We start from the raw sequence: 25,376 nt of genomic DNA, 5'->3' as shown, positions 1-25,376 counted from the left end.
CGGCCGCGCCCACGCGGCGGAGCCGCAGATCGGATGCGGCCTTGCGCTCCTGAGGGGGGCGCGGCGGCGGCTCGCGCCCCCCTCAGGGACGCCGGTGGCCGCCCTGGCATGGTCGGGGCCGGGATGGCCCCCGGTCGGGTGCGCCCGGCCTACGACGCCGCCGTGCGGAGACCCTCGATGTCGATCTGCTCGGTCTCGTCGTGCTCGGTCAGGTCGATGACCTGTCCGGCCCGCACCTCGGGGCCGGCCGGCTTGAAGCCGGACTCGGCCTCCGCCTTGTGCAGCGCGAGCGCCTCCTGGCCGACGACGTCCGCGAGGTCCTCGTTGTGCACGGAGTCCGCCGTGCGCTCGGGGGCCGTCTTCTGGGTGCCGAAGAAGTCGAAACCGCCCTGGACGGAGGGGCGCCGGGGAGCCTCGGTCGGTACGACGGCGACCGCGGTCGGCACGGTGAAGTGCCCGGGTCCGGCCGGCCGGCCCAGGGAGGCGGGTGCGGCGTGCTCGGGGGCGGGGGCCGCCGCAGAGTCCGTCGGCCCGTGGGCGGCGGTGTCCTGCGCGGGGGCGTCGGCCGCGGCGGCCGCGTCCTCGGCGGAGCGCTGTCGGGGGGCGCGGGTCGGCGGGTCGTCCTGCGGACCGCGGTCGTCGGGCGAGCCGCCCTCGCCGTCCTGCTTCCCCTCGGGCTCCTGCCCGTGCGCGGCGGCCTCGGCGGCCGGCTCGGGAAGGTCGTCGCCCTCCGCGGCCGCCTCGGACGCCTCCGCCCCGGCGGCCGCGTGCTCGACGGGGTCGGACGCGTCCTCGGTGACGGAGGCGGGCTCCGAGGCGTCCGCCTCCTCGTCGGCGCCGTCGGCCTTGTCGGCGGCGCCCTCGCGCACCAGACGCTCCAGCGCGGACCCGGCCTGCCGGAAGAGCTTCGCGCCGGCCGGGGAGAACGCCCGGGGCGCCTCGGAGGCCGCCGGTGCCGACGCGTCGGCGTCGCTCCCGGCCGCCGTGGCGGCGGTCGTCGCACCGGCCTCGGCCGTCGTGGCGGCCGTCGTCGCCACGTCCGACGCCGCCGTGTCCTCCGGCGCGGACTCCTCCGCCTCCGGTGCCGCCTCTATCTCCAGCAGGCGGCGGCCCTCCAGGGCGCTCGCCCGCTCCGTCTCCGCCGTGGCGTACCGGCGCAGCAGCGCGGCGTGCTCGTTGCGCAGCCGGGCGAGCTCCGTCCGCTTGCCGCGCAGCTTCTGCTCCAGCTTCTGGCGCAGCTCGCGCGACTCCTCGATGTCGGTCTCGAGCTCCGCGACCCGCTCCTCGTGCCGCCACTCGTCGCTCGCCCGCGCGCGCGTGAGGTCGGCGACGCGCTTGCCGGCCGCGACGTCCCAGCGGCGCATGACGAACGTGCCGACGACCGTCGTCACCGCGGCACCCGCGGCCAGCCCACGGAGCAGCGCGGCTTCCGTGAACAACCAGGGCCCCACGGCGCAGACGACCGAGACGCCTGCGATCACCGAGGGGGGCAACAGCCGGTGCAGGGGCGGGGAATGACGGTGGCGTCCACGTGGCATGGCCAGAAACTTACCGCGCGTAGGCGAATGATGGTGCCCCGCCCGGTAAAAACACGGCCACACCGAAAGCTTCACCCCGCATCAGCCGTACCAGGGGCGCGGACGGGAAGTGCGGGGGCGGTGCGCGGGAGTTACGGCGGCGCGCTTTCAAGATCATTCATGGCGGGGGTCCAGGGTGCCGGACAGCGCGGAATTCCGGCCCCGCACACACCACCTGACCTGCGCATACGCCACCCTCGCCCATTGCACCGCGAATTACCGCTCGCCGATCCGGTCGCTCATCCACCGCAGCGTCGCCGGGATCTCCCGCCGCCAGGTGTTGAAGTTGTGGCCGCCGCTGTCCAGGATGATCGACGAGATCCGGGTGACCCCCTTGGCCTTCACCCGCCTTATGAACTCCAGCGTGTCCTTGTAGTTGTTCTCGCCCGTGCGGCTGCTGCTGACGAGCAGTGAGGTGTCCGGCGCGGGCAGGTGGGCGAGGCACCACCACAGGTCGGCGCGGTCGCGCAGGTTCCGGTCGCCGCCGTAGAGGTCGCCGGTGGTGCGGTCGACCGGCGCCCGGTAGTACGGCGACAGGCCCGCCCCGGCGGCGTAGACCTCCGGGTGATGCATGGCCAGTTTCAGTGCGCAGTAGCCGCCCGTGGAGTCGCCGACGACACCCCAGCCGGCGGGCGCGCGGTCCACCCGGTAGTGCACGCGGACGGCCGCGGGCAGGTCCTCGGCGAAGAACGACTCGGTACGCGGACCGCCCGGGACGTCCGCGCACTCCGTGTCGCGCGGCGGCGCCACGGTGGGCCGCAGCATCACGAGCACCATGGGGCGCATCCGTCCCGCCGCGGCCAGCCGGTGGGCCGTCCGCGGGTAGCGCAGCCCCCGGACCAGCGCCTCGGCCGTGCCCGGGTAGCCGGTGAGCACGACGGCGACGGGGAACGTGCGGGTGCGGTAGCGGGGCTGGAAGTACTCCGGCGGCAGGTAGACCAGCGCGGGCGTGGCGATCCGGGTCGTACGGCCGACGACGCGGACGCGCTGGATCCGTCCGCCGGTCCCGTCCGCGTCGCGGAGGCCGACGACGCGGAGCGCTCCGCCCGCGCCGCCCTGGCCGCCCGTGCCGTACGGAGTGTGGTCGACGACCACACCCTCGCCCCGCTCCTGGCCGAAGAGGTCCGCCCAGCTCGCGTAGAAGCCGAAGCTCCGGTTGGCGGCCAGGACGACGCAGGCGAAGAGCGCGAGCTGGGTGGCCAGCAGCAGGCCGACGCGGCCGCCGACGGTCCGCCAGGTGGTGCGGGCCAGGCGGGGCCAGCACCAGACGGCTCCGGTGAGCAGTGCGGTGGCGCACAGTGTGGTCGTGAGGAGGGTGGGGGTGCTGGTGAGGCCCACGGGGCGTCCCTTCGCCTGTACCGGCAGGTCCGGCGAACCGGGAGGAAACAGGTTATGCCCCGCACCCCTCAGGGGCGTTGCCCCGTGTCCCTCAGGGGCATTGCCCCGTGTCCCTCATCAGGCGCGTGCGCCGCCTACGCTGAACACATGCGCGACAAGACCGGGCGGAGCCCCGTGGGTGGACTGCCGACATGGGACCGCTGTGCGGTCATGGGCGTCGTCAACGTGACGCCCGACTCCTTCTCCGACGGGGGCCGCTGGTTCGACACCACCGTCGCCGTCAAGCACGGCCTGGACCTCGTCGCGGAGGGCGCCGACCTCGTCGACGTCGGCGGCGAGTCCACCCGGCCCGGCGCCACCCGCGTCGACGAGGCGGAGGAGCTGCGCCGCGTCGTCCCCGTCGTGCGGGGCCTGGCCTCCGAGGGGGTCGTCGTCTCCGTCGACACCATGCGCGCGCGGGTCGCCGAGCAGGCGCTCGCCGCCGGTGCCGTCCTGGTCAACGACGTCAGCGGCGGCCTGGCCGACCCGGCGATGGTCCCCGTCGTCGCCGCCTCGGGCGCCCCCTTCGTCGTCATGCACTGGCGCGGCTTCCTGGAGGGCGGCAACGTCAGGGGGGTGTACGAGGACGTCGTCACCGAGGTCGTCGACGAGCTCCACGCGCGCGTGGAGGCCGTGCTGGCCGGCGGCGTCGCGCCCGACCGGGTCGTGGTCGACCCGGGGCTCGGCTTCTCCAAGGACGTCGACCACGACCTCGCCCTGCTGGCCCGCCTGGACCGGGTGCTCGGCCTCGGCCACCCGCTGCTGGTCGCCGCCTCCCGCAAGCGGTTCCTGGGCCGGGTGCTGGCCGGTCCGGACGGCGCCCCGCCGCCCGCGCGGGAGCGGGACGCCGCCACGGCGGCCGTCTCCGCGCTGGCCGCGCAGGCGGGCGCCTGGGCGGTCCGGGTGCACGAGGTGCGCGCGACCGCCGACGCCGTGCGTGTCGCCCGTGCCGTGGAAGGAGCCCGATGACCGCTCCCCACCTCGACGTCGAACAGGTCGAACAGGCCAACACCGCCTTCTACGAGGCGATGGAGCGCGGCGACTTCGAGGAACTGTCGTCGATGTGGCTGACCCCGTCCGACGTGGGCGTCGACGAGGAGTACCACGACCCCGCCGAGGCCGGGGTGATCTCCTGCGTCCATCCCGGCTGGCCGGTGCTCACCGGGCGCGGCGAGGTGCTGCGGTCGTACGCGCTGATCATGGCGAACACGGAGTACATCCAGTTCTTCCTGACCGACGTGCACGTGTCGGTGACCGGCGACACCGCGCTGGTCACGTGCACCGAGAACATCCTCAGCGGCGGACCCGCGGAGGACGGCGACGAGCCGGGTCCGCTCGTCGGCCAGCTGGTGGTCGCCACCAACGTCTTCCGGCGCACGCCGGACGGCTGGCGGCTGTGGTCCCACCACGCCTCCCCGGTGCTGGCCGAATCCGACGGCGGGGAGCCGGACGGCACGCCGGACGCGACGGCCTGAGCGAACCCCTCCGCCCGGCCGGTACGGGCCGGAACGCCCCGGAACGTCCCTCCGCATGCTGGACGTGGGGGAATTCACGGCCCCCGTGCGGCGGCCCGCCCGGTGGCGCCCTTCGCCCAGGTGGGGCGGCCGGAGCGGCCCGTTCCGGCCGTCGTCCAGGCCGTGCCCCCGTGCGGGGGTGCTGTCAGTGGGCGCGGGTAGATTCGTTCGTGGCCGGTATGCCGCCCGCATATGGCCCCGACGGCCGCTGCCCGGCCGTTCCCGTACGAGACGCAGGAGTGAGGCGCGTGGATCGTGTCGCGTTGCGCGGCCTGAGGGCCCGCGGGCACCACGGCGTGTTCCCCGAGGAACGCGAGCGGGGCCAGACCTTCGTGGTGGACGTGGTCCTCGGCCTGGACACCCGCCCCGCCGCGGCGGACGACGACCTGACGAAGACGGTGCACTACGGCATCGTCGCCGAGGAGATCGCCGCCCTCGTCGCGGGCGACCCCGTCGACCTGATCGAGACGCTCGCCCAGCGCATCGCCGACGCCTGCCTGCGGCACGAGCCGGTCCAGGAGGTCGAGGTGTGCGTGCACAAGCCCGAGGCCCCCATCACCGTGCCGTTCGACGACGTGACCGTCACCCTCACCCGGAGCCGCGTATGACAGCCTTCACCCCCGGTCCCAGCGACCCGGTGGTCCAGCCCGTGCCCGCCGCGGTGACCGCGCGCGTGGACGCCGCCGACAGCACGCTCCAGAACCCCCGGCGCGCGGTGCTCTCCCTGGGCTCCAACCTCGGCAACCGCCTGGAGACGCTCCAGGGCGCCGTCGACGCCCTGGAGGACACGCCCGGCGTCCGCGTCAAGGCGGTCTCCCCCGTCTACGAGACGGAGCCGTGGGGCGTCGAGCCCGGCAGCCAGCCGTCGTACTTCAACGCGGTGGCCGTGCTGAGGACGACCCTGCCGCCGTCCTCGCTCCTGGAGCGGGCGCACGCGGTGGAGGAGGCCTTCCACCGGGTCCGGGACGAGCGCTGGGGGCCGCGCACCCTCGACGTGGACATCGTGTCCTACGACGACGTCGTCTCCGACGACCCGGTGCTCACCCTCCCCCACCCCCGCGCGCACGAGCGGGCCTTCGTCCTGGCGCCCTGGCACGACGTGGATCCCGCGGCGGCGCTGCCCGGGCGCGGCCCGGTGGCCGAACTGCTCGACGGGATCACCCGTGAAGGCGTGACGCCGCGCGCCGACCTGGAACTCCGGCTGCCCGAGTAGTCGTTAAGGTCTACCGAGCCGGAACGACCGCTCGACACCGACGAAGGGGCACCGTGGAAGAGCTGCGCATCAGGACGCTGGCGGCGGTGTTCGTGGTGGCCGGAGTGCTGTCCTGGTCGGGCGCCCGCCTGTGGATGGCGGTGGGGACCCTGCCGAGCGTCCCGCTGGCCGCGCCGATCGTACTGGCGCTGATCGCCGTGGTCCTGCTGGCCACCGCGCTGTCGCTGCGCGCCCGGCTGCGGGCCCAGCGCGAGCGCCGGCCCGGGGCGAAGGGCGTGGACCCCCTGATGGCCGCCCGCGCGGTCGTCTTCGGCCAGGCCAGCGCCCTGGTCGCCGCGCTCGTCGCCGGCATGTACGGCGGCACGGGCGCCCTCCTCCTTGAGTACCTCGACTTCCCCGCCCGCCGGGACCAGGCGATCTACGCCGGCTTCTCGGTCGTGGGCGGCATCGCGGTCATAGCGGCCGCCCTCTTCCTGGAGCGCGTCTGCAAGCTCCCGGAGGACGGGGACGACGACAACAGCGACAACGACGGCACCGCGGCCGCCGCCTGACCACCGTCCTCCGTCGCTGCGAAGCTCAGCGCGCCATGATCAGGCTCATCGCCTCGTTGCGGGTGGCGGCGTCGCGGAGCTGGCCGCGCACCGCCGAGGTGATCGTCTTGGCGCCGGGCTTGCGGATGCCCCGCATCGACATGCACATGTGCTCGCACTCGACCACGACGATCACGCCGCGCGGTTCGAGGATCTCCATGAGCGAGTCGGCGATCTGGGTGGTGAGCCGCTCCTGTACCTGGGGGCGGCGGGCGTAGACGTCCACGAGCCGGGCCAGCTTCGACAGACCGGTGATCTTGCCGTTGGCCGACGGGATGTACCCGACGTGCGCCACACCGCGGAACGGCACCAGGTGGTGCTCGCAGGTCGAGTACACCTCGATGTCCTTCACCAGGACCATCTCGTCGTGGCCCAGGTCGAACGTCGTGGTCAGCACGTCCTCGGGACGCTGCCACAGCCCCGCGAATATCTCCCGGTACGCCCGCGCCACCCGGCCCGGGGTGTCCCTGAGGCCCTCGCGGTCGGGGTCCTCTCCCAGGGCGATGAGGAGCTCGCGCACGGCGTTCTCGGCGCGCTTCTCGTCGAACTCGCCGATCGTGTGCTCACCGTCCAGCGTCACCGGGTCGGTCATGTGGTGCCTCGTTCCTGAGCCTGTGACGCGTTCGGGTCTGTCACGCGTCGTGCGTAGGGGCCGCGCATACGTACGGACATACGTGCGGGCATACGACGAATGCCGCGCCTCCCAGGCTAGAACCTGGGTGACGCGGCATTTGTTCCGGGCCCGACGGGCGGCCGGCGGGGCCGGCCGGAGCCGTGGGCTCAGCTGTCCCGGCGGTCCTCCGGGGCGGGCTCGGCCGCCGGGGCGGACTCGGCCGCCGTGGACTTGGCCGTGCTGATCGCCGGAGTGCCGTTGGCCCCGTTGGTCAGTGCGAGCTCCTTGGGGGAGAGCACCGGCGGGCGGGTGGACGGCGTGCGGCGCGAGGAGCCGGTCCACGCGGGCCGCGGGGGACGCTTGTGGATGGGGGCGAAGATCTCGGCGATCTCCTCCTTGCCCAGCGTCTCCTTCTCCAGCAGGGCGAGGACCAGGTTGTCGAGCACGTCGCGGTTCTCGACCAGGATCTCCCAGGCCTCGTTGTGCGCGTTCTCGATCAGCTTCTTGACTTCCTCGTCCACCAGCGCGGCGACCTCTTCCGAGTAGTCGCGCTGGTGGGCCATCTCACGGCCGAGGAACGGCTCGGTGTTGTCGCCGCCGAACTTGATGGCGCCGAGGCGCTCGGTCATGCCGTACTGGGTGACCATGGCGCGCGCCGTGGACGTGGCCTTCTCGATGTCGTTGGCCGCACCCGTGGTCGGGTCGTGGAAGACGAGCTCCTCGGCCGCGCGGCCGCCCAGCATGTAGGCGAGCTGGTCCAGCATCTCGTTGCGCGTGGTCGAGTACTTGTCCTCGTCGGGCAGGACCATCGTGTAGCCGAGGGCCCGGCCCCTGGACAGGATCGTGATCTTGTGGACCGGGTCGGAGTTCGGCGAGGCCGCCGCGACCAGGGCGTGACCGCCCTCGTGGTACGCGGTGATCTTCTTCTCCTTGTCCGACATGATCCGGGTCCGCTTCTGCGGGCCCGCGACCACGCGGTCGATCGCCTCGTCCAGCATGTGGTTGTCGATCAGCTTGCGGTCGCTGCGGGCCGTGAGGAGCGCGGCCTCGTTCAGCACGTTGGACAGATCGGCACCGGTGAAGCCGGGGGTGCGTCGGGCGACGGCCGACAGGTCGACGTCCGGGGCGACCGGCTTGCCCTTCTGGTGGACCTTGAGGATCTCGAGGCGGCCCTGCATGTCCGGACGGTCGACGGCGATCTGCCGGTCGAAACGGCCGGGGCGCAGCAGCGCCGGGTCCAGGATGTCGGGCCGGTTGGTGGCCGCGATGAGGATCACGCCGCCCTTGACGTCGAAGCCGTCCATCTCGACGAGGAGCTGGTTCAGCGTCTGCTCGCGCTCGTCGTGACCGCCGCCGAGGCCGGCGCCGCGGTGGCGGCCGACCGCGTCGATCTCGTCGACGAAGACGATCGCCGGGGCGTTCGCCTTGGCCTGCTCGAACAGGTCACGGACCCGGGAGGCACCGACACCGACGAACATCTCGACGAAGTCGGAACCGGAGATCGAATAGAAGGGGACCCCGGCCTCACCGGCGACGGCCCGCGCGAGCAGGGTCTTGCCGGTTCCGGGCGGGCCATACAGCAGCACGCCCTTGGGGATCTTGGCGCCGACGGCCTGGAACTTGGCCGGCTCCTGGAGGAACTCCTTGATCTCCTGGAGCTCCTCGACCGCCTCGTCCGAACCGGCGACGTCCGAGAACGTCGTCTTCGGGGTGTCCTTGGTGATGAGCTTCGCCTTGGACTTCCCGAAGTTCATGACCCGGGAGCCGCCGCCCTGCATCTGGTTCATCAGGAACAGGAAGACGACCACGATCAGGACGAAGGGCAGCAGCGAGAGCAGGATCCCGAGGAACGGGTTCTGCTTGGACGGCGAGACCGTGTAGCCGTCCGGGATCTGCTTGTTCTGGTACTTGTCCTGAAGGGTGTTGGCCACATTGACGCCCTGGTCGCCGATGTAGCTCGCCTGGATCTTCGAGCTGCCCTCGACCTTGACGCCGTCCTTGAGCTGGACCTTGATGACCTGCTCGTCGCCGGTGGTGACCTTGGCCGACTCGACCTTGTTCTGGTTGATCGCCTGGACGACCTGGCCGGTGTCCACCGTCTTGTAGCCGCCGGAGGAGCCGACGACCTGCATCAACACGACCACGGCAAGGACGGCCAGCACGATCCACATGACCGGCCCACGGAAGTATCGCTTCACGTCCATCCATACGGAGCGGTGCCGCCCCGTCCCTCCTGCCATAGTGAGTTTGATAAAAGACTGTTCTTCGGACGGTACCCCAGGATCGTCACCCGACGCCGCAGGGGAGTTCCCGCGATCCCGTCCTCGCATGCTTCAACGGCGCGGAACCCGCAGGGGTTCCCGGCCGTCCCGGCGGAAGCCGCGGGGGCCCCGCCGCCGGGGGTTCAGCCGCCGTAGACGTGGGGCGCGAGCGTACCGACGAACGGGAGGTTGCGGTACTTCTCGGCGTAGTCGAGGCCGTAGCCCACGACGAACTCGTTGGCGATGTCGAAGCCGACCCACTCCACGTCGATGGCGACCTTGGCCGCCTCCGGCTTGCGCAGCAGCGTGCACACCTTGAGGGAGGCGGGCTCGCGGGAGCCGAGGTTGGAGATCAGCCAGGACAGGGTGAGCCCGGAGTCGATGATGTCCTCGACGATCAGGACGTGCCGGCCCTTGATGTCGGTGTCGAGGTCCTTGAGGATCCGCACCACGCCGGAGGACTGGGTGCCGGCCCCGTAGGAGGAGACCGCCATCCAGTCCATCGTGACGGGGGTGGACAGCGCGCGGGCGAGGTCGGCCATGACCATCACCGCGCCCTTGAGGACGCCGACGATCAGCAGGTCCTTGTCCGCGTACTCCGCGTCGATCTTCGCGGCCAGCTCGGCCAGCTTCGCGTCGATCTCTTCCTTGGTGATGAGCACCTCTTTGAGGTCGGTGCCCATGTCTTTCGCGTCCACCCGCATCACTTTCGGTCGTCCCACCGGCCATTCCGGGCCACCGCGCGACCCCTGCGGAGGGTCCGGTGGGAGGGGCCCGGATTCAGCCTTGCCGAATCACCAGTCTGCCACCCTGCCGACGGACCACGACTCGGCCCGGGAGATTGATGGCTCCCTGACCTCGCCAGGCGGTGACCAGGCGGTCGACCTCCTCGATGTGGCGGGCGAAGAGGGAGCCGCCCGGGGCCCCGGCCGCGAGGGCGGCGCGGCGCAGGATGCGGCGGCGGACGGCCGGGGGGAGCGCGTCGAGTTTGGCGCATTCCAGCCGTCCGGCGTCGTCCCGTACGCCCCGCTCGGCCTCGCGGGCCCAGGCGTCGAGGGCGTCGGCGTCGTCGCGGGAGAGCTGGGCGGTGCGGGCGAGGGCCTCGACGACACCCTTGCCGAGCGCCTTCTCCAGGGCGGGCAGGCCCTCGTGGCGCAGCCGGGAGCGGGTGTAGGCGGGGTCGGTGTTGTGCGGGTCGTCCCAGACGGGCAGGGACTGGACCATGCAGGCCTTGCGGGCGGTCTGCCGGTCGAGCCGCAGGAAGGGGCGCCGGTAACGGCCGGCGGCCCCCGAGACCGCCGCCATTCCGGACAGGGAGCGGATGCCGGAGCCGCGGGCCAGGCCGAGCAGGACCGTCTCGGCCTGGTCGTCGCGGGTGTGGCCGAGCAGGACGGCGGCGGCGCCGTGACGGTCCGCGGCGGCGTCGAGCGCGGCGTAGCGGGCGTCGCGGGCGGCGGCCTCGGGGCCTCCGTCGCGGCCGACGGAGACGGCGACCGCGTCGACGGGGTCGAGACCGAGCTCGCGCAGGCGTTCGACGACCTCCTCGGCGCGCTGGTCGGAGCCGGCCTGCAGACCGTGGTCGACGGTGATGCCGCCGGCCCGGACGCCGAGCCGGGGCGCCTCGAAGGCGAGGGCGGAGGCGAGCGCCATCGAGTCGGCGCCGCCGGAGCAGGCCACGAGCACGAGCGGCGCGGGGCGGCCGGGGCCGAGCGGGGCGGGCACGGCCGGGAAGACGCCGGGCACGCGGGGCGGGCGGGCGGCCTCGGCGGGGGGCGCGGGATGGTCGCTGTGCGCGGGGGGCGCGGACCGTGCGGGGTGGGCGGCGGTCGTCGCCCGCGCGGTGCGGCCGACGCCGGCGAGCGGGACGTGGGCGCGGCGAGGGGCGCCGGCGCCGTCAGGGGCGTCGGCGGTGTGTTCGGTGAGGATGTCGTGGAGGACGCGGCGGACCGCCAGGCGTATCGCCGCGACCGCGGGGTGGGGACCCATGTCCGGTTCCCTTCATGAAGTTTTCGGGGGGTTGGCCCCGGGTTCGGTCACGCAGAGTGTGTAGATGGTGACAGAACCGGGGCGTTTCCCGAGCATTGCACGCCTTTCCCGGGCCGACGGTCCCTCGGACGGGTGATTGAGGGGGCGTTCCCCTGCCGTCGGCCGCCCTCGGGCTCACGATTCCGGCGTGCGGTGCACCCTGGCGATCCAGTCCGCCGGTGCGGCGATCTCCGCCTTGGTGGGCAGGGTGTTCGGCGAGGTCCACACCCGGTTGAAGCCGTCCATGCCGACCTCCTCGACGACGCCCCGGACGAACCGTTCGCCGTCCCGGTACTGCCGCAGCTTGGCGTCAAGGCCGAGCAGCCGGCGCAGGGCGAGGTCGAGGCGGGAGGCGCCCTTGGCGCGGCGCTGCTGGAACTTCTCGCGGATCTCGGCGACGGACGGCACGACCGAGGGGCCGACGCCGTCCATCACGAAGTCGGCGTGCCCCTCGAGGAGGGACATCACCGCGGTCAGCCGTCCGAGGATCTCCCGCTGCGCGGGCGTCTGCACCAACTCGACCAGGGAGCGGCCGCCGTCCTCGTCCTGTTCGCCCTCGGGGCGGCCGCCGGCCAGCGACTGGGCCGCCTCCCGGATGCGCTCCAGGATCGTCATGGGGTCCATCTCGGTCTCGCCGAGGAAGGACTGGATCTCGCCCTGGAGGTGGTCGCGCAGCCAGGGGACGGCCGTGAACTGCGTGCGGTGGGTCTCCTCGTGCAGGCAGACCCAGAGCCGGAAGTCGTGCGGGTCGACCTCCAGTTCACGTTCCACGTGGACGATGTTGGGCGCGACCAGGAGCAGCCGGCCGCCGCCGTTCCCGCCCGCGGGCAGGTCGCGGGAGGCCGGGGCGAAGGTCTCGTACTGGCCGAGGACCCGGGAGGACATGAAGGACAGCAGCATGCCGACCTCCACGCCGGTGACCTTGCCGCCGACGGCGCCGAGGACGGCGCCGCCGGGGGTGCCGCTGCGACGTTCCTGCATTCTGTCCAGCAGCGGCTTGAGCAGTTCGCGGAAGCCGGCGACGTTGGCCCGGACCCAGCCGGGGCGGTCGACGACCAGGACGGGGGTGTCGTGCGCGCCGGCCTCGCCGAGCCGGGTGAAGCCGCGGACGTGCTCCTCGGAGGCCTTGGCGTGCCTGCGCAGTTCCGTGACGACGGCCCGGGCCTCGTCACGGCTGACGTCGGGGCCCGGCCGCACGAAGCGGGTCGCGGTCGCCACCGCGAGATTCCAGTCGACCATCCCGGATGCTGCACCACCGATGCGGGTCATGTGTTCAACCGTACGGGAGCGCTGCCGCTGGGGGCAGGTGGAAGGGGGGCGCCCCTTCTGACCCCGGGCGCGTTCTGTCCTGCCCCTTGCGGTGTCTTGGCGGCTGACGGCCGGTTTGTGGTTGCTCGCGCCCGCGCGGCGGAGCCGCACATGTCACAGCCCCGCGCCCCTTTGGGGCGCGGGTGCCGGCGCCTGGTGTCATTGGCTCGCCAGGCGGGCCGCTGCGCGGTCGAGGGCGGCTCGGGCTTCGGGTTGGTTCATGGAGTTCTCGGTGAGTAAGGCGAAGGCGAGGAGGTGGCCGTCCGTGTCGACGACCGTGCCGGCGAGGGTGTTGACGCCGGTGAGGGAGCCGGTCTTGGCGCGGACGAGGCCGGTGCCGGCGCGGGAGTCGGTGGACTCGTAGCGGTCGCTGAGGGTGCCGGTGAAGCCGGCGACGGGCAGGCCGGTGAGGACCGGGCGGAGTTCGGGGTGGTCCTTCGAGCCGGCCAGGGCGAGCAGGGAGGTCAGCAGGCGGGCGGTGAGCTTGTCGCGGCGGTCGAGGCCGCTGCCGTCGTGGAACTCCGCGCCCCCGACCGGCAGTCCGAGCTTCTTCACCTGGGCGCCGACGGCCGCGGCGCCGCCCGCGAAGCTGCCCCTGCCACCGGTGCCGAGGGCGGTCTGGCGGGCCAGGGCCTCGGCGATGTCGTTGTCGCTGTGGGTGAGCATGCGTTCGACGACGGCGGTGAGCGGCGGCGACTGGACGGAGGCCAGGGCCTCCGCGCGGTCGGTGGCCTCGGCGGAGCCGTCCGGGGTGGCCTTGACGCCGTGGCCTTCGAGCAGGGCGGCGAAGCGGTGGGCGGCGGCGTCGGCCGGGTCGGCGGCGCGGGGGGCGGGGCCGCTCGTGGAGTCGTCCAGGCGGCCCTCGTCGGCCGTCAGCGGGGTGACGGCGGCGAGGTTCTCGTTGACGCCGAGGGGGTGCCGGGAGGTGCCGGCGTAGAGGGAGATGTCGTACGTCAGGGTCACGGAGGTCAGGTGGCGCTTCTTCAGCGCGGCGGCGGTGGTGTCGGCGAGCGTGCGCAGGCTGGCCCAGCCGTCGGCCTTCTTGCGTGCGGTGAGGGTGGGGTCGCCGCCGCCGACGAGGACGACCTTCTTGGTGCCGGGCTCCAGGACGGTGCGGGTGGTGAGGCGGTGGTCGGGGCCGAGGGCGGAGAGCGCGGCGACGGCGGTGGCGATCTTGGTGGTGGAGGCGGGGGTGAGCCCGGCGTCGGCGTCCTTGGCGTACAGACGTCTCCCGGTGGCGACGTCGACGACGGCGGCCCCACGGTGGTCGCCGAGCGAGGGGTCGCTCAGCAGCGGGTCGAGAATGTCGGCGAGGCTCTTGCCGGTGGGCGGCGTGCGGTCGAGGCCGGCCAGGACGGCGGCGGCGCTGGGGGCGGGGCGGGGGGCGCCCGCGCGGCTGCCGGAGCCGTGGTCCGTGCCGGCCCCGGCGCGCTCCCGCTCGGCGACGCGCTGCCCGCCGGCGCTCCAGGGACCGGCGGCGGTCACCGCCCCGGCGGCGAGCGCCATCCCGACGACGACGGCCACGGCGACGAACTGCACGGTGGTGAGCCGCGCCGAGCGCGCACGCAGCGAACGCACGGCGCGCGCGAGGTCCCCACGCCCACGCCGCACGCCGCGCACGACGCGGGCGTACCCACCCCGCGCGACGCGCACGACGCCCACGAACGCGCCGTCCCGCTCCGGAGCCGACGCGAGGGCCCGGGAGCCCGGGCCCGCAGCCGCCCCGGCAGCCACGTCCGTCTCCCGCGGCGCCGAATCGACGCCTGCCGCAGCGGCCCGGCCGCCCGCAGCCGCACGCTCCGGATCGGCGGCTTCCCGGACGGCCCCGCTCGCGGCACTGCCGACCGGCTCCGGGGGAGCACCCGGATCAACCCGAGCCGCAGGCCCCGGGCCGTCCCCGGGAGCCGGGTACGGAATGACCCCGCCGCCTCCGTGCACGGCGGTGCCGTCCCGCTCCGACGCGGGCTCCGCGTCGGCCGAGGCCGCAGGCTCCGGGCCGGCCTCGGCGGCCGGCTCCGGGAGGTCCCGGGCGGCCCCGCTCGCGGCGGTGCGGTCCGGCCCCGCCACCGATGCCGTCGCCTCCGCCGTGGCCCGGGAGGCCGGGCCCGCCGTCGCCCCGGCAGCGCCTTCCCCGACGGTTGCCCGCGCTGGGGGCGCGGGGACCGCGGCCGCCGCAGCCGGGGCCGTCGGAGCCGTAGATCCCGGATCGGTCGGCGTCTCGGGGGTTCCAGGGGCCCCGGCCGTCCCGCCCCCTGCGGTGCCGTCCGGCGTCGGGGACGCGGGCTCTGCCGTGGCTCCGGGAGCCGGGAGCGGCTCGGTGGAGTTGGCGTCGGTGGCCGCCTCCCCCGGTGTGCCGCTCGGCTCCGGCCTGCCGTTCGACTCCGAGGCACCCGAGCTTGTGAGGTGTGTCACGAGGGAGCCCCCTCTCTCGTGATCCGCGCCACACGCGGTGTCACCGTGTGCTCGGTTCGTGCCACCCTCTGTTCCGGCACGGCCTCCGCGAACCGCGCCGGGCGCGGGTGCGCGGCCGGCCAGGCCCTCAGCTCCGGCACGACCACCAGCCCCTTTCGCGATCACACACATGCGTGAGGGACACTTAACCACCAGAACTATGTGTTGATCATGGAGGAGCCACCGGTGGAGTTCGACGTCACGATCGAGATCCCGAAGGGTTCGCGGAACAAGTACGAGGTGGACCACGAGACCGGTCGGATCCGCCTGGACCGTCGACTCTTCACCTCGACCAGCTACCCGGCCGACTACGGCTTCGTCGAGAACACCCTCGGCGAGGACGGCGACCCGCTGGACGCCCTTGTCCTGCTGGAGGAGCCGACCTTCCCCGGCTGCCTCATCAAGTGCCGCACCATCGGCATGTTCCGGATGACCGACGAGGCCGGCGGCGACGACAAGCTGCTGTGCGTCCCGGCCTCGGACCCGCGCGTGGAGCACCTGCGGGACATCCACCACGTGTCCGAGTTCGACCGCCTGGAGATCCAGCACTTCTTCGAGGTCTACAAGGACCTCGAGCCCGGCAAGTCGGTCGAGGGCGCCAACTGGGTCGGTCGCACGGACGCCGAGGCCGAGATCGAGCGGTCGTACAAGCGTGCCGAGGAGCACGGGGGTCACTGACCCTCCCCCGCCGTACCGAACGGGCCGCGTGACTCTTACGGGTGACGCGGCCCGTTGGCATGTCGTGCGCATACTGAGGCGTGCGGGGAGTACCCGTACCGGAGGTGCAGGGATCGGGACCCGCGGGCGGAAGGTGGGGCGAACTGGTGGCGGAGGGCGAGGCGGACGACCGCAAGCCGCGGTCGGACGAGGCACGCAGCGCGTTCGTTCCCCCGGCGGCGGTCGTGACGGGAGCCCACGGCGCCCACGGCGCACCGGGCACCCAGGGCACCCACGGCGCACCGGGTGACAGCGAGTCGTCGACGACGTCCGAGTTCGCGATCCCCGCGGGCCTGGACGTCCCGCAGGCGCCCGCCGCCGAGCCCGAGACCACCTCCGAGTTCGCCGTGCCGAGCGGCCTCGACGTGCCGCAGGCTCCGCCCGCCGAGCCCGAGGGCTCCGCGTTCAGCCCCCCGCGCACGTACAGCGCCCGGGACGCCCTCCACGCCTTCACCCCGCCCACCGGCGTGCCCCTGGTGAAGCTCACCAAGGAGGCGCCCTGGCAGGACCGGATGCGTGCGATGCTGCGCATGTCCGTCACCGAACGCCCCGCCCTGGAGACCGTACGGCGCGCCGACGAGCCGGGCCCGGCCGTGCCGCGCGTCCTCGACCTCACCCTCCGCATCGGCGAACTGCTGCTCGCGGGCGGCGAGGGCGCCGAGGACGTCGAGGCGGCGATGTTCGCGGTCTGCCGCTCCTACGGCCTGGACCGCTGCGAGCCCAACGTCACCTTCACGCTGCTGTCGGTCTCGTACCAGCCGTCCCTGGTCGACGACCCGGTCTCGGCCTCCCGCGTGGTGCGCCGCCGCGGCACCGACTACACCCGGCTGGCCGCCGTCTTCCAGCTCGTCGACGACCTCAGTGACGACGAGACGGAGATCTCCCTGGAGGAGGCCTACCGGCGGCTCGCGGAGATACGGCGCAACCGGCACCCGTACCCCGGCTGGGCGCTGACCGTGGCGAGCGGGCTGCTCGCGGGCGCGGCCTCGGTACTGGTCGGCGGCGGACTGTTCGTGTTCGTCGCCGCGGCGGCGGGCGCGATGCTCGGCGACCGGCTCGCCTGGCTGTGCGCCGGGCGCGGGCTGCCCGAGTTCTACCAGTTCACGGTGGCCGCCACGCCCCCGGCCGCGATCGGCGTCGCCCTCACGCTCGCGCACGTCGACGTGAAGGCGTCCGCCGTCATCACCGGTGGCCTGTTCGCGCTGCTGCCTGGGCGGGCGCTGGTGGCGGGCGTGCAGGACGGGCTGACCGGCTTCTACATCACCGCCTCCGCGCGCCTGCTGGAGGTCATGTACTTCTTCACCGGCATCGTCGTCGGCGTCCTGATGGTGCTGTACTTCGGCGTCACCCTGGGCGCCAAGCTCAATCCGGACGCGGCGCTGAGCGGCGTCGAGCGGCCGGGGTGGCAGCTCGCCGCCTCCATGCTGCTGTCGCTGACCTTCGCGGTGCTGCTCCAGCAGGAGCGGTCCACGGTGCTGCTGGTCACCCTCAACGGCGGGGTGGCCTGGTCGGTCTACGGGGCCATGTACTACGCGGGCGACCTGTCACCGGTGGCGTCCACGGCCGCGGCGGCCGGCCTCGTCGGCCTCTTCGGGCAGTTGCTGTCCCGCTACCGGTTCGCGTCCGCGCTGCCGTTCACCACGGCGGCGATCGGACCGCTGCTGCCCGGTTCGGCGACGTACTTCGGGCTGCTGGGCATCGCCCAGAGCGACGTCGACGGCGGGTTGGTGTCGCTCACCAAGGCGGTGGCGCTGTCCATGGCCATCGCGATCGGCGTCAACCTGGGGGCGGAGGTCTCCCGACTGTTCCTGCGGGTCGGCACGGCGGAGGGACGGCGGGCCGCGAAGCGGACGCGGGGGTTCTAGGGTTCCCCGCGCCCCTCGCTCAGCCCTGGTTGTACGGGTACTGCCGCTGGTCGTAGCCGTCGTACTGCTGGGGGTACTGCTGCTCCTGGCCGTAGTCCCGGTGTCCGTGGTCCTGGTAGCCGTACTGCTGGTCGTACCCCTGCTGTCCGCCGTAGTGCTGCTGGTCGCCGTACCCCTGCTGGTCGCCGTACGGCTGCTGCTGCCCGGCGTTGCCGTTTCCGTTGCCGTAGCGCTGGTCCCGGTGGGCCGGGGGGACGGCGCGCAGGCGGGTGGTGGCGTCGTCCATCGGGGGGTGCTGGGGGGAGCCGTGCGCCGCCTGTCCGGCCGGCACCGGCCGGGGCGCGGCCTCGGGGGGGTTCTTCTTCGCCTTCGAACGGGCGCGCAGGTACTCGATGGCGATCGGGATCACCGAGACGAGGACGATCAGGATGAGGATCGCCTCGATGTTGTTCTTGACCGCGTCGATCTTGCCCAGCCAGGAGCCGAGCAGTGTCACGCCCGCGCCCCACAGGACGCCGCCGATGACGTTGAAGACGACGAACGAGCGGTACCGCATGCCGCTGACGCCCGCGATGATCGGGGTGAACGTACGGACGACGGGTACGAAACGGGCCAGCACCAGGGACTTCGGGCCGTACTTCTCGAAGAACTCGTGCGCCTTGACGACGTTCTCCTGCTTGAACAGGCGGGAGTCCGGCCGGTTGAAGAGCGAGGGGCCGACCTTCTTGCCGAACATGTAGCCCGCCTGGTCGCCCAGGACCGCGGCGACGCAGATCAGCGCGATCGCCCCCCACAGCGGGAAGTCCATCTGGTGCGAGGTGATCAGCAGGCCGCAGGTGAACAGCAGCGAGTCGCCCGGCAGGAAGAAACCGATGAGCAGGCCCGACTCGGCGAAGACGATGAGGAGCAGGCCCCAGATGCCGAACGTGTCGAGGAGGTGATTCGGATCCAGCCAGCTCGGTCCGAGGGCAAGCGTCTGCACGGTTCCGGGCTCCCGAGGAGTGAGGGGGTACGGCCGCACCCGAGAAAGGTACGGCCGGTCAAAGCTATCAACGCACGGTGTCCCCGCCAGGTTCCACGGGTGCCACCAGGATGCCCTGTGCGCCCCCTGGGATGCTCCTGTGGGTCTCAGAACGGGAAGCGGCTGCGTCCGTGCTGCACCGAGATCCACTTCTGCGTGGTGAAGGCCTCCACCGTCGTCTCGCCGTTCAGCCTCCCCACCCCGGAGTGCTTCTCGCCGCCGAAGGGGACCTGCGGCTCGTCGTGGACGGTGCCGTCGTTGACGTGGAACATGCCGGTGTCGATCCGCTGGGCGAATGCGACGCCGCGCTCGACGTCCCCGGTGTGGACGGCGCCGCTGAGGCCGTAGGGCGTGTCGTTGACGAGGCGGACGGCCTCCTCCTCGCCGTCGAACGGCAGGAGCAGCGCCACCGGCCCGAAGAGCTCCTGCTTGAGCAGGGGCGAGCCGGCCGGGATGTCGGTGAGGACGGACGGCTCGACCAGGTTGTCCGTGGTACGGCCGCGCACCAGGGCGGTGGCGCCGTTCTCGACGGCCTGGTCGACGGCGCCGGTGAGGGCGTCGGCCTGGGAGGAGTTGATGACGGGCCCGATGACCGTGGCCGGATCCTTCGGGTCGCCGGTCTTGAGGGACGTCACCTTGGCGACGAACTTGGCGGTGAACTCCTCCAGCACCGAGCGGTCCACGAGGACGCGGTTGGCGGCCATGCAGACCTGGCCCTGGTGGACGTACCGGCTGAAGACGGCCGCGTCGACGGCGTAGTCGATGTCGGCGTCGTCCAGCACCACCAGGGCGCTGTTGCCGCCGAGTTCCAGGACCGTGCGCTTGAAGTGCGAGGCGCAGACGGTGGCGACGTGCCGGCCGACCTTGTCGGAGCCGGTGAAGGAGATCACCTTGGGCACCGGGTGCTCCAGGAAGGCGTCGCCTATCTCCGAGATGTCGGTGACGACGACATTGAGGACGCCGCCGGGCAGCCCCGCGTCCTCGAAGAGCTTCGCGACCAGGGTGCCGCCCGTCACGGGGGTGTCCTGGTGCGGCTTGAGGACGACCGCGTTGCCGAGCGCGAGCGCGGGGGCGACGGACTTCAGGGAGAGCAGGAAGGGGAAGTTGAAGGGGCTGATCACCCCGACGACGCCGACGGGGACGCGGTAGAGGCGGTTCTCCTTGCCCTCGGTCGGCGAGGGCAGGATGCGGCCCTGGGGGGTCAGTGTGAGCTGGGCCGCCTCGCGCAGGAACTCCTTGGCGAGGTGCAGTTCGAAGCCGGCCTTGGTGCGGGTGCCGCCCAGCTCGGCGATGATCAGCTCGGCGATCTCCGCCTCGCGCTCCTCCAGCAGGCGCAGCGCCTTCTCGAACACCCCACGGCGGGCGTAGGCGTTGGTGGCCGCCCAGTCGCGCTGGGCGCGTTCGGCGGCGCGGTAGGCCTGGTCCACCTCGTCCACGGTGGCTGTCGTGATCGCCGCGAGCTTCTCGCCGTCGTACGGGTTGAAGTCGATGATCTCCCAGCCGCCGGTGCCCGGACGCCACTCGCCGTCGATGTACTGCTGAGCCAGGTCCGTGAAGTAGGACGACATGTGCTCCCTCAATCCCTGTCGCTGCCGTGCGATCCCTGTCGCTGCCGTGACAGCCTTCGCAGTCATCATCCGATCAACGTTCGATATGACGTCATCGTACGTGCGAGGAACGGGAGTTGGGAGGAGCCGGGAGGGACGGGAACGGGTACCGGGGCGTGGCTCCGGGTGCGCTCAGGAGAGCTGGAGCAGCCCGCGCAGGAGGTCGCGGCTCTCCTCGGGCGAGGGGCTGTCCTGCTGGAGCTGCTTGAGCGCCTGCTCGTACTGGGCGACGTCCTCGGGCTTGTCGAGGTAGAGGGCGCTGGTGAGCTGCTCGAGGTAGACGACGTCCGAGAGGTCGGACTCGGGGAAGCTGAGCAGGGTGAAGGCGCCGCTCTCGCCGGAGTGGCCGCCGAAGCCGAAGGGCATGACCTGCAACCGCACGTTGGACCGCTCGGAGATGTCGATGAGGTGCTGGAGCTGGCCGCGCATCACCTCGCGGTCGCCGTAGGGGCGGCGCAGCGCCGCCTCGTCCAGGACGACGTGGAACTCGGGGGCCTTCTCGGAGACGAGGTACTTCTGCCGCTCCAGGCGCAGCGCCACCCGCCGGTCGACGTCGGCCGCGCTCGCGCCGCCCATGCCGCGGGAGACGACGGCGCGGGCGTACGCCTCCGTCTGCAGCAGACCGTGCACGAACTGCACCTCGTAGGAGCGGATGAGGTGGGCCGAGCCCTCCAGGCCGATGTACGTGGGGAACCAGCTGGGCAGGACGTCCGAGTAGCTGTGCCACCACCCGGCGACGTTCGCCTCCTTCGCCAGCGAGAGCAGGGAGGTGCGCTCCGCCTCGTCGGCGACGCCGTACAGCGTCAGCAGGTCCTCGACGTCCCGCGTCTTGAAGCTCACGCGCCCCAACTCCATGCGGCTGATCTTCGATTCGGAGGCGCGGATCGAGTAGCCGGCCGCTTCCCGGGTGATGCTCCGCGACTCCCGCAGACGCCTGAGATGCGACCCGAGCAGCATGCGCCGCACCACCGAGCCGCTAGTGGACTCCCCAGCGCTCACTTCGTCAGCCCTCCCCAACGTCTTCCGGACGCGCAGTCTGCCACTAAACCACGACCAGCAGTACTCGTGCGGTTACAGAAACGGAAAGGAGTGGCCGTTCGGCCACGGCAGAGGGCTCCGGGAGCGCTCCCGCGAGGGGAACCGGGGAAGAAAGTGGCGGAAGAAATGCGTGGCAAGCGGTACTTGAGGGTCCATTTCCGGCGCGTGCACGTGCATCTGCCCTTGCATCTGCCGTGCGCATCGGAAACCATGGTGCCGCGCCACCGCTGCATCGCCACGACCGCGAACACCCGGGAGTGCCTCGCATGGGGACGAATGGATCGACCATGCTCGAGCCCTTACGGCAGGGACTTCCGCCGCTGGACCCCGCGTCCGTGTCCACCGCCGCCTCCTGCGGACTTCCCGCCCGTTACGAAGCGGTGCGCGAGGCACGGCAGTTCACCCGGCGGACCTTGGACCAGTGGGAGCGGGGCGACCTCTTCGACGACGTCTGCCTGGTGGTCTCCGAACTCGTCACCAACGCGCTGCGCCACGCACTGCCGGCGGATCTGCCGCACGGCGCCGACCAGGCGGCTCCGGTGCGGCTGCACCTGATGCGCTGGGCGACGCGGCTGGTCTGCGCGGTGCGCGATCCCAGCAGGGAGAGCCCCGTCGCGCCTGACGCGGAGGGGGCCTCCGACGACTTCTCGGCGGAGTGCGGCCGAGGGCTGCTCCTCGTCGAGTCCTTCGCCGACGGCTGGGGCTGGCATCCGCTGGCCGGCACGCTCGGCGGCAAGGTCGTGTGGGCGATGTTCCGGCTGACGCCGGGAGAATGACGCCGGGAGAATGACGCCGGGGGACCGACGGTAGGACCCGGCCAAGGAGTCACCGGGCGCGGAAACGCTTCGGCAAGGCGTGGGGCGATGTGGGGCGACGGGGTTCACGAACCCGGTCGCCCCACGCATCGTTCGCTCACGTATTTCACGACCACTTGACGCGTGTCACACGATCAGATGATCGAACTCGCCGTCCTTGACGCCCAGCAGCATGGCCTCGATCTCGGCGCGCGTGTAGACGAGGGCGGGCCCGTCGGGGAACCGCGAGTTGCGTACGGCCACGTCGCCGCCCGGCAGCCGGGCGAACTCCACGCAGGAGCCCTGCGAGTTGCTGTGCCGGCTCTTCTGCCAGGCCACTCCGGACAACTCGGTCGCAGCCATGCCGTTGTACACGTCATCCACGTCGCACACGTCGTGGTCCACAGGTCGCTCCCCGGGTGGTGCATTGGCTGATGTGGCCATTGATGCAGTGGTCAACTGCCCCGGATCATAGCCCCGTTCACCTGCGGATGCATGAGCAGATGCACGTGCACGCGGGGTGTTCCCGCGGTTACAGCTTTTACGGTCCCTTGACTGACCACTCTCCCCACCGTTTGCCCAGCCCCCCGCGCCCCATGCGAGCCCACCCCACGAGTGGCCAGTTTTCCGCCCACACAAGCAAAGACGAGCGAATTCCGCCCCCTGTTCCCAGTCAGGGCCGCGGGCCTGTGCTGTCTGCGCGGCTCCGCCACGGAGGGCGCGACCACCCACCCCGGGGTCCAAGGGGCGGAGCCCCTTGAAAGGGACGGGAAGGGTAAGGGCGGCGGGGGCGAAAAACCCCCACAACACCCCCACCCACCCCACCACCCCTCCTGATAACTTGCCGCCACGCCGACAAACACCGGCACCGACAACCCCCTGGAGGCACACGTGACGTCGGCGCCCCGCCCCACCCGCCTCACCACGACAACCGCGGCCACCACCCTGGCCGCCGCCCTCGCCCTCACCTTCACCCTCACCGCCTGCAGCAGCGACAACGACGGCGACGGCGACTCCACCACACCCACCACCTCCACCTCCACCGCGGCCTCCGGCACCGACTCCCCCTCCCCCAGCACGAAACCCGGAAAGCTGGACGGCAGCTGGCTGACCACCGCCGACGGCAAGGCGGTCGTCCTCATCGTCACTGGCAAACAGGCCGCCCTGTTCGCCACGGGCGGCACCGTGTGCAGCGGCACGGCCGCCAAGAAGTCGGGCACCTGGACGATCGACCTGCCCGACTGCCAGGGCGCGTCCGACAACGACCGCGGCACCGGCACGGTGGACTCCGTGACCTCGAAAACCCTCAAGGTCACCTGGAAGGGCGACGCCGGCACGGAGACGTACCAGAAGTCCGACGGCACCCACCTCCCCAGCGGCTTCCCGACGTCGAACCTGCCGGGAACGTAGCCCCCGGGCCCGCCCGGGTCGTAGCCCCGCACGCACGCCCGGGGGCGCGCGTGCACGACGTACGCGCCTGCACGATGATCGTGACCCCGACGCACCGGCACGAACGCCGTGCCACCGTCACGAACCGCCGAAGGACCCCATGCGCGCCACGTTCCCCCTCGCCGTCACCGCCCTCGCGGCGGCCCTCGCCCTGACCGCCTGCAGCAGCGACGACCCGAACACCGGCACAGGCTCCGACGCCGCCACCGGCGGCAAGAACGGCACCAGCACGGCCGCCGCCGACGCGGGGGCCTGCGCCCTGACCGGGCTCAACATCGAGGTCGGCCCGGCCAACGCCGCCCCGGCCGTGGGCGACACGGGCAACCTCCCCGTCACCCTGACCAACACCAAGGCCGGCGCCTGCACGCTCGACGGCTTCCCCAAGGTGACGCTGTTGTCCGGCAGCACCTCGTGGACCGTCACCGAGGAGAAGTCGGCGCAGCCCAGCGAGCTGACCCTGCACCAGGACGAGTCGGCGACGTTCACCCTCACCTACGTACGCGGCGAGGAGGGCGGCAAGGGGGCCGCGGACACCCTGCGGTTCTCGCTGCCGGGCGACTCCGGCGACAAGACGGCGAAGTGGACGTACGGCGTGATCGCCGAGAAGGGCTCGGGCCTGGACGCCACGGTGACCCCCTTCCAGACGGCGGGGGACTGAACGACCGGACCGCGGACCGCCCCGGCCGGCCGGAGCACGGCCCTCGGCGCGGCGGCCGACCGTCGGCACAGCGGTCGGCCGTCGGCGCGGTGGCCGGCCGTCACCGCGGTGGCCGGCCGTCAGCGCAGCGGCCGGTGCCGCTCCACCCTCGCCCGGTCGGCCGCCGCCGCGCCCTCGTGCCAGCCGGCCTCGTCGGAGACACCGCGCAGCCGGGTGGTGACGGTCTCGGGGAACATGTGTTCAAGGTGTTCCGTGACCGCCACGTCCCGGGCCGCGAGGACCGGCAGGAACTCCCGGCCCTCCCCCGCCGCCGCGGCCGTCTGCTCCCGCACGGCGGTCGCGAGCCGGTCGCCCACCCGGTGCGCGTACGCCGCCAGGAACGACTGCCGGAACGTTTTCGTCCGCCTCCGTCCGCCCGCGCGCTGCGCCGCCTCCGCCCTGGTCATCGCGGTCGTCGCCTGGACCAGCAGCGAGGTGTGGAGCAGCTCGACCGCCTCCAGGTCGGCCTCGAACCCGACGACCGTGGAGAAGCCGAACTCCTCGTGCCACACCGCACGGCAGTGGTTGGCGGCGGCGACCGCGTCCAGCAGGACCGCCTTGGCCGTCTCGTAGGGCGGATCGACGCCTATTCGGCAGGCCCCGGGCACGTCCGCGCCGCCGGGACGCGCGGGGGAGCCGCCCGCCGCGAGCACGGCCTCGTCGATGCTGTGCCGGGCCATCAGCTCCTGTGCCTTGGCACTGAGCGCCTCCGCCTCCTCCGGATAACCGGTCGCCTCGGCCTTGGCGAGCAGGGCCCGGATCCGGGCGAGCATCCGGGAGCCGGCCGAGGAGGCATCGACGGCCCGGCGCGGCGGGTCCAGCGGCTCCAGCGCGGGCAGCCGGAGCAGCAGCCGGTACAGCTCCAGCAGGGCGGTGGCCCGCGAGAAGCGGTCGGTGCGCGGGGGCGGGGTGCCGTCGAGCTCGGCCAGCTGCGCGGCCCAGCGCGGATACGGTGCCGGCCGCTCCCCCGCCTCGCCGAGGATCAGCGCCGACACCAGCCGTATGTGCGCCTCGCCCAGCTCGCGGCGGACGTACCGCACGAGATCGGCGGGCTGCCACCCGCGCCGCCAGGCCGCGGCGACGAACTCCTCGCCCCGCCGGGCGACCTCGGCGTCGGCGGCGGAGTCGGCGGCCAGCAGGGAGGCCCCGGCGTCGAGGGCGGCGTCGGTCTCGGCGTACAGAGCGGCCTCGAAGGCGCGCTCGACGGTGGTCGGCATACTCACCCTCCGATCGTGACACGGGGGTACGACAACGGGTGC

Annotated in this window: 23 protein-coding genes; 10 read left to right on the top strand and 13 right to left on the bottom strand. The window is 72.7% G+C overall.

The annotated features are described in order from the left end of the window. Nucleotides 1-149: 149 nt before the first annotated feature. Together OIE12_RS18215 and OIE12_RS18210 are read right to left on the bottom strand one after the other, a co-directional pair. Nucleotides 150-1,538: a hypothetical protein gene (locus OIE12_RS18215; protein ID WP_329136636.1), complete on the bottom strand. Its 1,389-nt coding sequence runs from the start codon at nucleotides 1,536-1,538 to the stop codon at nucleotides 150-152. A gap of 255 nt (nucleotides 1,539-1,793) precedes the next feature. After that, the gene (locus OIE12_RS18210; protein ID WP_443053848.1) at nucleotides 1,794-2,915 is read right to left on the bottom strand and encodes an alpha/beta hydrolase; all 1,122 of its coding nucleotides are present in this window, start codon (nucleotides 2,913-2,915) and stop codon (nucleotides 1,794-1,796) included. A 147-nt stretch (nucleotides 2,916-3,062) separates the two neighbouring features. Between OIE12_RS18210 and folP the strand changes: the two genes are divergently transcribed. The 5 genes from folP (at nucleotide 3,063) to OIE12_RS18185 (ending at nucleotide 6,232) form a co-directional block, all read left to right on the top strand. Beyond that, the gene (gene folP / locus OIE12_RS18205) at nucleotides 3,063-3,923 is read left to right on the top strand and encodes a dihydropteroate synthase (protein WP_329136634.1); all 861 of its coding nucleotides are present in this window, start codon (nucleotides 3,063-3,065) and stop codon (nucleotides 3,921-3,923) included. Beyond that, complete coding sequence (locus OIE12_RS18200; protein WP_329136632.1) at nucleotides 3,920-4,429, top strand: nuclear transport factor 2 family protein; 510 nt, start codon at nucleotides 3,920-3,922, stop codon at nucleotides 4,427-4,429. The genes folP and OIE12_RS18200 overlap by 4 nt, the downstream gene beginning before the upstream one ends. Nucleotides 4,430-4,716: 287 nt before the next feature. Next, the gene (gene folB / locus OIE12_RS18195) at nucleotides 4,717-5,076 is read left to right on the top strand and encodes a dihydroneopterin aldolase (protein WP_329136630.1); all 360 of its coding nucleotides are present in this window, start codon (nucleotides 4,717-4,719) and stop codon (nucleotides 5,074-5,076) included. Next, a complete protein-coding gene (gene folK, locus OIE12_RS18190) occupies nucleotides 5,073-5,681 on the top strand; it encodes a 2-amino-4-hydroxy-6-hydroxymethyldihydropteridine diphosphokinase (protein ID WP_329136628.1) in 609 nt (202 codons plus the stop codon). The genes folB and folK overlap by 4 nt, the downstream gene beginning before the upstream one ends. Nucleotides 5,682-5,734: 53 nt before the next feature. Next, nucleotides 5,735-6,232, top strand: a complete 498-nt coding sequence (locus tag OIE12_RS18185; RefSeq protein WP_030378603.1) for a DUF3180 domain-containing protein — start codon at nucleotides 5,735-5,737, stop codon at nucleotides 6,230-6,232. Between the two features lie 25 nt (nucleotides 6,233-6,257). Here OIE12_RS18185 and folE read toward each other — a convergent pair whose 3' ends face one another. From folE to dacB, 6 genes are all read right to left on the bottom strand, one after another. Beyond that, on the bottom strand, nucleotides 6,258-6,863 hold the full coding sequence (gene folE / locus OIE12_RS18180; RefSeq protein ID WP_329136626.1) for a GTP cyclohydrolase I FolE: 606 nt from the start codon (nucleotides 6,861-6,863) through the stop codon (nucleotides 6,258-6,260). Between the two features lie 188 nt (nucleotides 6,864-7,051). After that, nucleotides 7,052-9,088: an ATP-dependent zinc metalloprotease FtsH gene (gene ftsH / locus OIE12_RS18175; RefSeq protein WP_329136625.1), complete on the bottom strand. Its 2,037-nt coding sequence runs from the start codon at nucleotides 9,086-9,088 to the stop codon at nucleotides 7,052-7,054. Nucleotides 9,089-9,288: 200 nt separating this feature from the next. Beyond that, the gene (gene hpt, locus OIE12_RS18170) at nucleotides 9,289-9,849 is read right to left on the bottom strand and encodes a hypoxanthine phosphoribosyltransferase (RefSeq protein WP_030378606.1); all 561 of its coding nucleotides are present in this window, start codon (nucleotides 9,847-9,849) and stop codon (nucleotides 9,289-9,291) included. A gap of 76 nt (nucleotides 9,850-9,925) precedes the next feature. Then, complete coding sequence (gene tilS / locus OIE12_RS18165) at nucleotides 9,926-11,131, bottom strand: tRNA lysidine(34) synthetase TilS (RefSeq protein ID WP_329136623.1); 1,206 nt, start codon at nucleotides 11,129-11,131, stop codon at nucleotides 9,926-9,928. Between the two features lie 174 nt (nucleotides 11,132-11,305). Beyond that, on the bottom strand, nucleotides 11,306-12,439 hold the full coding sequence (locus OIE12_RS18160; protein ID WP_329136621.1) for a zinc-dependent metalloprotease: 1,134 nt from the start codon (nucleotides 12,437-12,439) through the stop codon (nucleotides 11,306-11,308). Between the two features lie 198 nt (nucleotides 12,440-12,637). Next, a complete protein-coding gene (dacB, locus tag OIE12_RS18155; RefSeq protein ID WP_329136619.1) occupies nucleotides 12,638-14,056 on the bottom strand; it encodes a D-alanyl-D-alanine carboxypeptidase/D-alanyl-D-alanine endopeptidase in 1,419 nt (472 codons plus the stop codon). Between the two features lie 1,059 nt (nucleotides 14,057-15,115). On the opposite strand from dacB, the gene OIE12_RS18150 reads away from it, so the two are divergent. Then, nucleotides 15,116-15,607 (top strand): inorganic diphosphatase, encoded by a 492-nt coding sequence (locus tag OIE12_RS18150; RefSeq protein WP_006142076.1) that lies wholly within the window; start codon nucleotides 15,116-15,118, stop codon nucleotides 15,605-15,607. Nucleotides 15,608-15,753: 146 nt separating this feature from the next. After that, nucleotides 15,754-17,511: a threonine/serine ThrE exporter family protein gene (locus OIE12_RS18145; RefSeq protein ID WP_329136617.1), complete on the top strand. Its 1,758-nt coding sequence runs from the start codon at nucleotides 15,754-15,756 to the stop codon at nucleotides 17,509-17,511. A gap of 19 nt (nucleotides 17,512-17,530) precedes the next feature. On the opposite strand, the gene OIE12_RS18140 is transcribed toward OIE12_RS18145, so the two are convergent. The 3 genes from OIE12_RS18140 to OIE12_RS18130 form a co-directional block, all read right to left on the bottom strand. Next, nucleotides 17,531-18,493 (bottom strand): DedA family protein, encoded by a 963-nt coding sequence (locus OIE12_RS18140; protein ID WP_329136614.1) that lies wholly within the window; start codon nucleotides 18,491-18,493, stop codon nucleotides 17,531-17,533. 146 nt (nucleotides 18,494-18,639) lie between these two features. Continuing rightward, a complete protein-coding gene (locus OIE12_RS18135; protein WP_329136613.1) occupies nucleotides 18,640-20,100 on the bottom strand; it encodes an aldehyde dehydrogenase family protein in 1,461 nt (486 codons plus the stop codon). A 171-nt stretch (nucleotides 20,101-20,271) separates the two neighbouring features. After that, nucleotides 20,272-21,096: a helix-turn-helix domain-containing protein gene (locus OIE12_RS18130; protein WP_329136611.1), complete on the bottom strand. Its 825-nt coding sequence runs from the start codon at nucleotides 21,094-21,096 to the stop codon at nucleotides 20,272-20,274. Nucleotides 21,097-21,443: 347 nt separating this feature from the next. On the opposite strand from OIE12_RS18130, the gene OIE12_RS18125 reads away from it, so the two are divergent. Then, complete coding sequence (locus tag OIE12_RS18125; RefSeq protein ID WP_329136609.1) at nucleotides 21,444-21,953, top strand: ATP-binding protein; 510 nt, start codon at nucleotides 21,444-21,446, stop codon at nucleotides 21,951-21,953. A gap of 165 nt (nucleotides 21,954-22,118) precedes the next feature. On the opposite strand, the gene OIE12_RS18120 is transcribed toward OIE12_RS18125, so the two are convergent. Beyond that, nucleotides 22,119-22,376 carry a DUF397 domain-containing protein gene (locus tag OIE12_RS18120; RefSeq protein ID WP_329136607.1) on the bottom strand — a complete coding sequence of 86 codons (258 nt, stop codon included), beginning with the start codon at nucleotides 22,374-22,376 and terminating at the stop codon, nucleotides 22,119-22,121. Between the two features lie 486 nt (nucleotides 22,377-22,862). On the opposite strand from OIE12_RS18120, the gene OIE12_RS18115 reads away from it, so the two are divergent. Next, nucleotides 22,863-23,381 (top strand): hypothetical protein, encoded by a 519-nt coding sequence (locus OIE12_RS18115; RefSeq protein ID WP_329136605.1) that lies wholly within the window; start codon nucleotides 22,863-22,865, stop codon nucleotides 23,379-23,381. Between the two features lie 139 nt (nucleotides 23,382-23,520). Continuing rightward, nucleotides 23,521-24,078 carry a DUF4232 domain-containing protein gene (locus OIE12_RS18110; RefSeq protein ID WP_329136603.1) on the top strand — a complete coding sequence of 186 codons (558 nt, stop codon included), beginning with the start codon at nucleotides 23,521-23,523 and terminating at the stop codon, nucleotides 24,076-24,078. 119 nt (nucleotides 24,079-24,197) lie between these two features. Here the strand turns inward: OIE12_RS18110 and OIE12_RS18105 are convergent, their stop codons facing one another. Continuing rightward, on the bottom strand, nucleotides 24,198-25,340 hold the full coding sequence (locus OIE12_RS18105; protein ID WP_329136601.1) for a DUF2786 domain-containing protein: 1,143 nt from the start codon (nucleotides 25,338-25,340) through the stop codon (nucleotides 24,198-24,200). Nucleotides 25,341-25,376 lie beyond the last annotated feature (36 nt).

Source organism: Streptomyces sp. NBC_00670 (genome assembly GCF_036226765.1).
In the GTDB taxonomy this organism is placed as follows: domain Bacteria; phylum Actinomycetota; class Actinomycetes; order Streptomycetales; family Streptomycetaceae; genus Streptomyces.
This window is presented reverse-complemented; position numbering and strand designations above follow the sequence as displayed.

Coding starts and splice junctions, on each gene's coding strand:
- OIE12_RS18200 (WP_329136632.1), top strand. CDS start 3,920: ATGACCGCTCCCCACCTCGACGTCGAACAGGTCGAACAGGCCAACACC.
- OIE12_RS18110 (WP_329136603.1), top strand. CDS start 23,521: ATGCGCGCCACGTTCCCCCTCGCCGTCACCGCCCTCGCGGCGGCCCTC.
- OIE12_RS18125 (WP_329136609.1), top strand. CDS start 21,444: ATGGGGACGAATGGATCGACCATGCTCGAGCCCTTACGGCAGGGACTT.
- OIE12_RS18160 (WP_329136621.1), bottom strand. CDS start 12,439: ATGACCCGCATCGGTGGTGCAGCATCCGGGATGGTCGACTGGAATCTC.
- folP (WP_329136634.1), top strand. CDS start 3,063: ATGCGCGACAAGACCGGGCGGAGCCCCGTGGGTGGACTGCCGACATGG.
- ftsH (WP_329136625.1), bottom strand. CDS start 9,088: ATGGACGTGAAGCGATACTTCCGTGGGCCGGTCATGTGGATCGTGCTG.
- hpt (WP_030378606.1), bottom strand. CDS start 9,849: ATGCGGGTGGACGCGAAAGACATGGGCACCGACCTCAAAGAGGTGCTC.
- OIE12_RS18130 (WP_329136611.1), bottom strand. CDS start 21,096: ATGCTGCTCGGGTCGCATCTCAGGCGTCTGCGGGAGTCGCGGAGCATC.
- folE (WP_329136626.1), bottom strand. CDS start 6,863: ATGACCGACCCGGTGACGCTGGACGGTGAGCACACGATCGGCGAGTTC.
- OIE12_RS18215 (WP_329136636.1), bottom strand. CDS start 1,538: ATGCCACGTGGACGCCACCGTCATTCCCCGCCCCTGCACCGGCTGTTG.
- tilS (WP_329136623.1), bottom strand. CDS start 11,131: ATGGGTCCCCACCCCGCGGTCGCGGCGATACGCCTGGCGGTCCGCCGC.
- OIE12_RS18135 (WP_329136613.1), bottom strand. CDS start 20,100: ATGTCGTCCTACTTCACGGACCTGGCTCAGCAGTACATCGACGGCGAG.
- folK (WP_329136628.1), top strand. CDS start 5,073: ATGACAGCCTTCACCCCCGGTCCCAGCGACCCGGTGGTCCAGCCCGTG.